This window comes from Stenotrophomonas sp. GD03794, assembly GCF_029842145.1.
GTDB classification, from domain to species: domain Bacteria; phylum Pseudomonadota; class Gammaproteobacteria; order Xanthomonadales; family Xanthomonadaceae; genus Stenotrophomonas; species Stenotrophomonas riyadhensis.
In genome coordinates, this window is the sequence record NZ_JAOCFV010000022.1 from 63220 (window position 1) to 70355 (window position 7136).

The 7136-nt window shown below is 66.8% G+C and carries 6 protein-coding genes; 4 read left to right on the forward strand and 2 right to left on the reverse strand.

The window, feature by feature from the left end; all coding sequences use genetic code 11:
* Positions 1-101 precede the first annotated feature (101 nt).
* From pyk to N5D91_RS13420, 3 genes are all read left to right on the forward strand, one after another.
* Positions 102-1568, forward strand: coding sequence for a pyruvate kinase (gene pyk / locus N5D91_RS13410; protein ID WP_110713411.1), 1467 nt, complete (start codon positions 102-104; stop codon positions 1566-1568).
* A 196-nt stretch (positions 1569-1764) separates the two neighbouring features.
* Positions 1765-2769, forward strand: coding sequence for a class I fructose-bisphosphate aldolase (locus N5D91_RS13415; RefSeq protein ID WP_010481439.1), 1005 nt, complete (start codon positions 1765-1767; stop codon positions 2767-2769).
* Between the two features lie 129 nt (positions 2770-2898).
* Entirely contained in the window at positions 2899-4047 is a 1149-nt protein-coding gene (locus N5D91_RS13420; RefSeq protein WP_110713409.1) for an ABC transporter substrate-binding protein, read from the forward strand.
* A gap of 91 nt (positions 4048-4138) precedes the next feature.
* Here the strand turns inward: N5D91_RS13420 and N5D91_RS13425 are convergent, their stop codons facing one another.
* The gene (locus N5D91_RS13425; protein ID WP_110713408.1) at positions 4139-4738 is read right to left on the reverse strand and encodes an O-acetyl-ADP-ribose deacetylase; all 600 of its coding nucleotides are present in this window, start codon (positions 4736-4738) and stop codon (positions 4139-4141) included.
* Between the two features lie 267 nt (positions 4739-5005).
* The gene (gene cysK / locus N5D91_RS13430; RefSeq protein ID WP_110713406.1) at positions 5006-5965 is read right to left on the reverse strand and encodes a cysteine synthase A; all 960 of its coding nucleotides are present in this window, start codon (positions 5963-5965) and stop codon (positions 5006-5008) included.
* 207 nt (positions 5966-6172) lie between these two features.
* Here cysK and N5D91_RS13435 point away from each other — a divergent pair.
* Positions 6173-7136, forward strand: a 964-nt coding sequence (locus tag N5D91_RS13435; protein WP_279922690.1) for a LysR family transcriptional regulator, incomplete at its 3' end; no start/stop codon positions are given.

Genomic DNA, 7136 nt, shown 5'->3' on the forward strand with positions numbered 1-7136 from the left:
TCCATGACCCGCGAAGTCAGGCAGCGCAAGGCTGTAACCGTATACATGCGGCGTGAAGGATGTGCTAATTTCCGTTCTTTATCGGGAGAGGCCCATTCACCATGTTCGAGCGTCAGCGTCGCACCAAGATCCTTGCCACCCTCGGTCCGGCCACTGATCCGCCGGGCGTGCTGGAGGATCTGTTCCGCGCCGGCGTCAACGTGGTGCGCCTGAACTTCAGCCACGGCGATCCCTCCGGCCAGGCCAAGCGCGCCGCCGAAGTGCGCGCCGCCGCCGCCCGCGTCGGCGTGGAAGTCGGCATCCTGGCTGACCTGCCGGGCCCGAAGATCCGCATCGAGCGCTTCGCTGAAGGCAAGGTGCAGCTGAAGGCGGGCAACCGCTTCGACCTGATCGCCAGCACCAACGCCGGCCCCGGCGATGCGACCCAGGTGGGCGTGAGCTACCTCGGCCTGCCGCAGGACGTGGGTCCGGGCGATGTGCTGCTGCTCGACGACGGCCTGATGCAGCTGCAGGTGGTGGAGGTGCAGGGCGAACGCATCATCAACACCGTGCTCAACGACGGTGTGCTGTCCGACCGCAAGGGCCTGAACAAGCAGGGCGGCGGCCTGTCGCTGGGCGCGCTGACCGAGCGTGACAAGGAGCTGATCGGCATTGTCGCCAAGATCGGTGTCGACTTCATCGCCGTGTCGTTCTGCCGCAACGCGCAGGACATGAACGACGCGCGTGAGATCGCCCGCTCGCACGGCTGCGATGCCGCGCTGGTGTCGAAGATCGAGCGCACCGAGGCGATCGAGAACCTGGAAGAAATCGTCGAGGCCAGCGACGTGGTGATGGTGGCCCGTGGCGACCTCGGCGTGGAGATCGGCGATGCCGAACTGCCGGGCCTGCAGAAGAAGATCATCAAGGCCTCGCTGGCGCAGAACAAGGTGGTGATCACCGCCACGCAGATGCTGCAGTCGATGGTCGAAAGCCCGATCCCGACCCGTGCCGAAGTGCTGGACGTGGCCAACTCGGTCATCGATGGCACGGACGCGGTGATGCTGTCGGCCGAGACCGCTGCCGGTGCCTGGCCGGTCAAGGCTGTGGAAGCAATGGCGCGCATCTGCCTGGGGGCCGAGCGCCAGTTCCAGACCGAGACCGACTTCAACGCCTCGCCGCGCAACCTCGAGCGTGCTGACCAGGCCATCGCCATGGCCACCATGTTCCTGTCGCAGCACGTGGGTGTGCGCGCGATCGTGGCCATGACCGAATCCGGTGGTACCGCCCGCTATCTGTCGCGTTTCCGCGCCAAGGCACCGGTGTTCGCGGTGACCCGCCACGACGGCGCACGTCGCCAGATGGCGCTGATGCGCGATGTCTATCCGATCAACTTCGACAGCCGTGGCCTGACCCCGCGCGAAGCCGCACGCGGCAGCATCCGCCTGCTGGTGGAAGCCGAACTGCTGCAGGCCGGTGACCGCGTGGTGTTTACCAGCGGCGAGCACATGGAAACCCTGGGCGCAACCAACACCCTGCGCCTGCTGGAAGTGGGCGACGACGGCCGCGCGATCGGCCTGGGCGATCTGTAAACCCAGTCGGCCCCGGGTCGGAGCCGCGGCGCGGGTCCGACCCGGGGTCAGATTCCCGAAGGGGTTCTGACCCCACGCCGCAGGACATCCCTTGTCCGGTGCGGACATTGGAATCGTTTCCAGACTGGCCTCCACGTCGGGGCAACGGGCAGCGGGGCTATACTTACGTTTTTCCCGCACCCGCCACAGGAAGTACATGAGCATCGAACAGCTGGCTGAAACCGCCCAGGCCATGGTTGCCCCGGGCAAGGGCATCATCGCGATCGACGAATCCACCGCTACCATCGCCAAGCGTTTCGCTGGCGTCGGCATCGAGAACACCGAGGAGAACCGTCGCGCCTACCGCGAGCTGCTGCTGACCACGCCGAAGCTCAACGAGCACATTTCCGGCGCCATCCTGTTTGACGAAACCATTCGTCAGTCGACCAAGGACGGCGTGCCGTTCGCCAAGTACATGGCCGACCACGGCATGATTCCGGGCATCAAGGTGGACAAGGGTGCGCACCCGCTGGCCGGCTGCCCGGGCGAGCTGGTGACCGAAGGCCTGGACGGCCTGCGCGAGCGCCTGCAGGAGTACTACAAGCTGGGTGCGCGCTTCGCCAAGTGGCGTGCGGTGATCAACATCGGCGAAAGCATTCCGTCGGGCACCTGCATCGAGTCCAACGCCCACGCGCTGGCCCGCTATGCCGCCCTGTGCCAGGAATGTGGCCTGGTGCCGATGGTCGAGCCGGAAGTGATCATGGACGGCGACCACGACATCGAGACCTGCTACGAAGTCACCGAAGCCACCCTGCGTTCGCTGTTCGACGCGCTCTACCAGCAGAACGTGCTGCTGGAAGGCACCATCCTGAAGGCCTCGATGGTCATCTCCGGCAAGGGCTGCGATGAGCAGGCCGACGTCGAGGAAGTGGCCGAATCGACCGTGATGTGCCTGAAGAGCACCGTGCCGGCGATCCTGCCGGGCGTGGTGTTCCTGTCCGGTGGCCAGAGCGATGAGCAGTCCACCGAGCACCTGAACGCGATGAACCAGCTGGGCAACCTGCCGTGGCCGCTGAGCTTCTCCTACGGCCGCGCCATGCAGCAGGCCGCGCTGAAGCTGTGGGCCAAGGACATGAAGGGCAACTACGCCGCTGCCCAGAAGACCGTGTACGAGCGTGCCAAGGACAACGGCCTGGCTGCGCTGGGCAAGTGGAACGGTTGATCCGTCCCATCGCTGGATGAACAAGGCAGCGCCGGCATCACGCCGGCGTTTGCTTTTGCGGGTATCTTTTCCGCCCCCGCGTGCCCGGCCGGTACGCGGGAACCACATGGAAGGCCAAGGAGAAACAACATGCGTTTGGCAGCAATCACACTGGCCGTAGCCACGGTCCTGGTCGCCGGCGGGTGCAACCGCATCGGTGGCGGCGGTGCAGAGGCAGGCAAGGCCGCGTCGCTCGATTTCGACAAGCCGGTGTCCGGCGAGATCACCTCGCGCAGCGGCATCAACTTCAATGACGGCAGCCACCACCAGCTCTACCAGATCAAGCTGGAAGACAAGCAGCTGGTTGGGCTGAAGCTGACCGGATCGCTGAGTGGCTCGATCGCGGTATTCAGCAACGGCAGCCTGGTGGCCAGCAGCAACACCGGTTACGAGCGCGAAGGCGACGTCTCGCTGGCCTTCCGTGCCAACGGTGGCGGCACCTACCAGGTGGCGGTCAACGCCAATGGCTCGACCGATTACGGCCCGTACCGCCTGCGCGCCGAGAAGCTGGTGCCGTACGACGGCAAGCCGCTGGCGGGCAGTGGCGAGATCGTCGACATGCTGGCCGGCGGTTCGCAGGACTACACCCTGCAGGTGGACAAGGCAGGCCTGTATGAGATCCGCCTGGTCTCGGATGTCTTCGATCCGGTGCTGAAGCTGTCGGGCCAGGGGGTTGATGCGGAGAATGACGATGGTGGCGACAGCACCAACTCGCGCCTGACCCTGTCGCTGAAGCCGGGCAAGTACACCCTGACCGCGCGTGGCCTGGGCGACGGCGTCAGTGGCATGTTCACTCTGTCGGCCACCCGCATCGAACTGCCGGGCAACCTGGTCGAGCGCGATGGCAGCGCCCTGCCGAAGTCGGGCAGCGTGTACACCATGCTCGACAATGATGGCCGCCGCCGCTTCCTGCTGTCCCTGGACCGCCCGGCCGATGTACGCCTGGATGCGATCTCCAGCCAGGTCGATACCGTGCTGCGCGTGGTGGGCGGCGATGTCGAGCTGGCCGACGATGATGGTGGCAACGGCACCAACGCGCGCCTGGAAGAGACGCTGCCGGCCGGTCACTACACCGTGGACGTGTCCGGCCTGAACAATGGCGCGGGCCTGGTGGAAGTGCGCGTGCAGGTGGAGGGTGCCAGCGCCGATGGTGCTGCGGCCTCGGCTGCACGTGCTGCGGCCGACGCTGCGGCGGCGGTGGCTGATGATGCTGCTGCGGTGGAAGCCGCCAGCCGTTGAGCGTGATCCACGCATGCGTGGATGAAAACAACGGTGTGATGCAGAAGGCCGGGCAATGCCCGGCCTTTTCTCTTGCCTGCAGCGCTGCGGATCAATGCGCTGCAGCGAAGCCTGCATCGCCCAGCGGCGGCAACATCGAAGTGCGCGGTTCACTGTCCGTGTTCTGGCCGGCGGCAGCCAGCGCCTGCTGGTACGCCTTGGCCGTGGCCGTATTGAATGCCACCAGCACGATGCGCATCGGCTGCGCGTGGCTGCGCTGCCAGGCCAGCGTTTCCGTCACCGCGATCTGCGCGGCCTGGTACAGCGGATAGCCATACACGCCGCAGCTGATCGCCGGGAACGCGATCGACTGCACGCCCAGTGATTCGGCCAGCTGCAGCGATTTCCAGTAACAGTTGGCCAGCAGCGCCGGTTCGTCGCGCTGGCCGTCATGCCAGACCGGGCCCACCGTGTGCAGTACGTGGCGCGCTGGCAACGCATGGGCGCCGGTGGCGCGCACTTCGCCGGTCGGGCAACGCACGCCCGGACGCAGCTCCGGCAACTGCTCGCACTCGGCCAGCAGTGCGGGGCCGGCTGCGCGATGGATCGCGCCGTCGACACCACCGCCACCGAGCAGTGTTTCATTGGCCGCGTTGACGATCGCATCCACCGCCAGGGTCGTGATGTCGCCCTGCCAAACCTCGATCTTCATGCGTCCGTCTCCTGCCTGTGAGGTGATCCGCGCAGCATCTGCGCCGGCTGTTCCCACGGTAGGGGACAGGGCATCGATATTGCGTCATGACCGTCTCACGCGCTGCGATCCGACGGCCTTCACGCACGATGGCGGGCGGCGCCTTCACGCAGGCTGAAGCAGAAGGGGGTCAGAGCCCTTTGCCTGCCGAAAAGGGATCCGACCCCGGGCATCCAGCAGGATGGGGTCGGATCCTTTTCCGAACGGAAAAGGCTCTGACCCCGGGTGTCACGGCAGGCCGGCCAACCACTCGTCGTCGGACCCTTCATTCACATCGGCGAACAGCGGTGTGGAGAAATAGCGTTCACCGGTGTCCGGCAGCATCGCCAGGATCACCGAGCCCGGTTCAGCGCGCGCGGCCACGTCAAGCGCACTGGCGACGGTGGCGCCGGCGGAGATGCCGACGAAGATGCCTTCCTCGGCAGCCAGGCGACGCGCGGTGGTGATGGCGCGGTCATCTTCGACCGAGACCAGTTCGTCCACCACATCGCGGTTGAGCACGTCCGGCACGAAGTCCGGGGTCCAGCCCTGGATCTTGTGCGGCTTCCAGTCATCGCCCTTGAGCAGTGCAGCGCCGGCCGGTTCGGTGGCGATGATGCGGGTCTGCGGGCGCGCGACCTTCAGCACTTCGCCCACGCCGGTAAGCGTGCCGCCCGTGCCCCAGCCGCTGACGAAGTAGTCCAGCCGCTTGCCGGCGAAGTCGCGCAGGATCTCGGCGGCGGTGGTGTTGCGGTGATAGGCCGGATTGGCCGGGTTGGCGAACTGGCTGGCCAGGAACCAGCCGTGCTGTTCGGCCAGTTCGGCTGCCTTGCGCACCATGCCGCTGCCGCGTTCGGCGGCCGGGGTCAGGATCACCTTGGCACCGTAGGCGCGCATCAGCTTGCGGCGCTCCACCGAGAAGGTCTCGACCATGGTGGCCACGAACTTGTAGCCGCGCGCGGCGGCGACCATCGCCAGTGCCACGCCAGTGTTGCCTGAAGTGGCTTCGACGATGGTGTCGCCCGGCTTGAGCAGGCCGCGTGCCTCGGCGTCGAGGATGATGGCCAGCGCCAGACGGTCCTTCACCGAGCCGCCCGGGTTGAACGACTCGACCTTGGCGTAGACGCTGACCTGCGGGGGCGCCAGGCGCTGCAGCCTGACGATGGGGGTGTTGCCGACGGTATCGAGGATGGAGTCGTACAGGGCCATGGAAGCGCTCCGGAAACGGGGCCGCGCCGGGCTTCGGCGGGCGAAGGGGGAGGGCTGGCTGTTCAGGCCAGCGGCTGCCGGCTGACCGTAGCGCCGGCATATGACGCCCGGAAATGACCAGATACCTTTCTTAAACAACCTTTGGTTATAAGCTGGTGACGGCAATTGACCCTAGAGTGGACCTCCGCCCCACGCCGCCTGCCTCCCATGACGCTGACCCAGCTGCGCTACCTGGTTGCCATCGCCGACGCCGAGCTGAACATCACGCTGGCCGCCTCGCGCGTGCACGCCACCCAGCCCGGTCTGTCCAAGCAGCTCAAGCAGCTGGAGGACGAGCTGGGTTTCCTGTTGTTCGTGCGCAAGGGCCGCAGCCTGGAGTCGGTCACCCCGGCCGGCACCGAGGTCATCGCCCGTGCCCGCGCGGTGCTGGCCGAGGCCAACAACATCCGCACCTACGCGGCCAACCAGCGCCGCGAGAGCCAGGGGCAGCTGATCCTGACCACCACCCACACCCAGGCGCGCTTCGTGCTGCCGCCGGCCGTGGCGGCGATCAAGCAGGCCTACCCGCAGGTGAGCGTGCACCTGCAGCAGGCCGGTGAAGCCGACGCGCTGGACCGCTTGAACCAGGGTGATGCCGATATCGCCATCATCAGCACCGCCGGCGGTGAGCCCACCGATGGCATCGCGGTGCCGCTGTTCCGCTGGCGACGTCTGGTGGTGGTACCGAAGGGCCACCCGCTGGACCGCGCGGGCCGCGCACCGGACCTGGCCGCGTTGGCCCGGCAACCGCTGATCAGCTACGAATCCTCGACCCGGCCGAATTCCTCGTTGCAGCGCGCCTTCGCTGCGAACGGCCTGGTGCCGGACCTGGCGCTGACCGCGCTTGATGCGGACCTGATCAAGACCTATGTGCGTACCGGGCTGGGCGTGGGCCTGCTGGCGGAGATGGCGGTCAGTTCCAACGACGAAGACCTGAGATCGTGGCCGGCGCCGGACCCGATCAGCGAATGCATCGCGTGGGCGGTGCTGCCGCGCGACCGCGTGCTGCGTGATTACGCGCTGGAGCTGGTGCACGTGCTGGCACCGCAGATTGATCCGCGCGACCTGCGAAGGGTGCTGGATGGCAACCAGGCGGCGGCGTGGCCGGTGCCACCGACCTGGGAGTCACTGA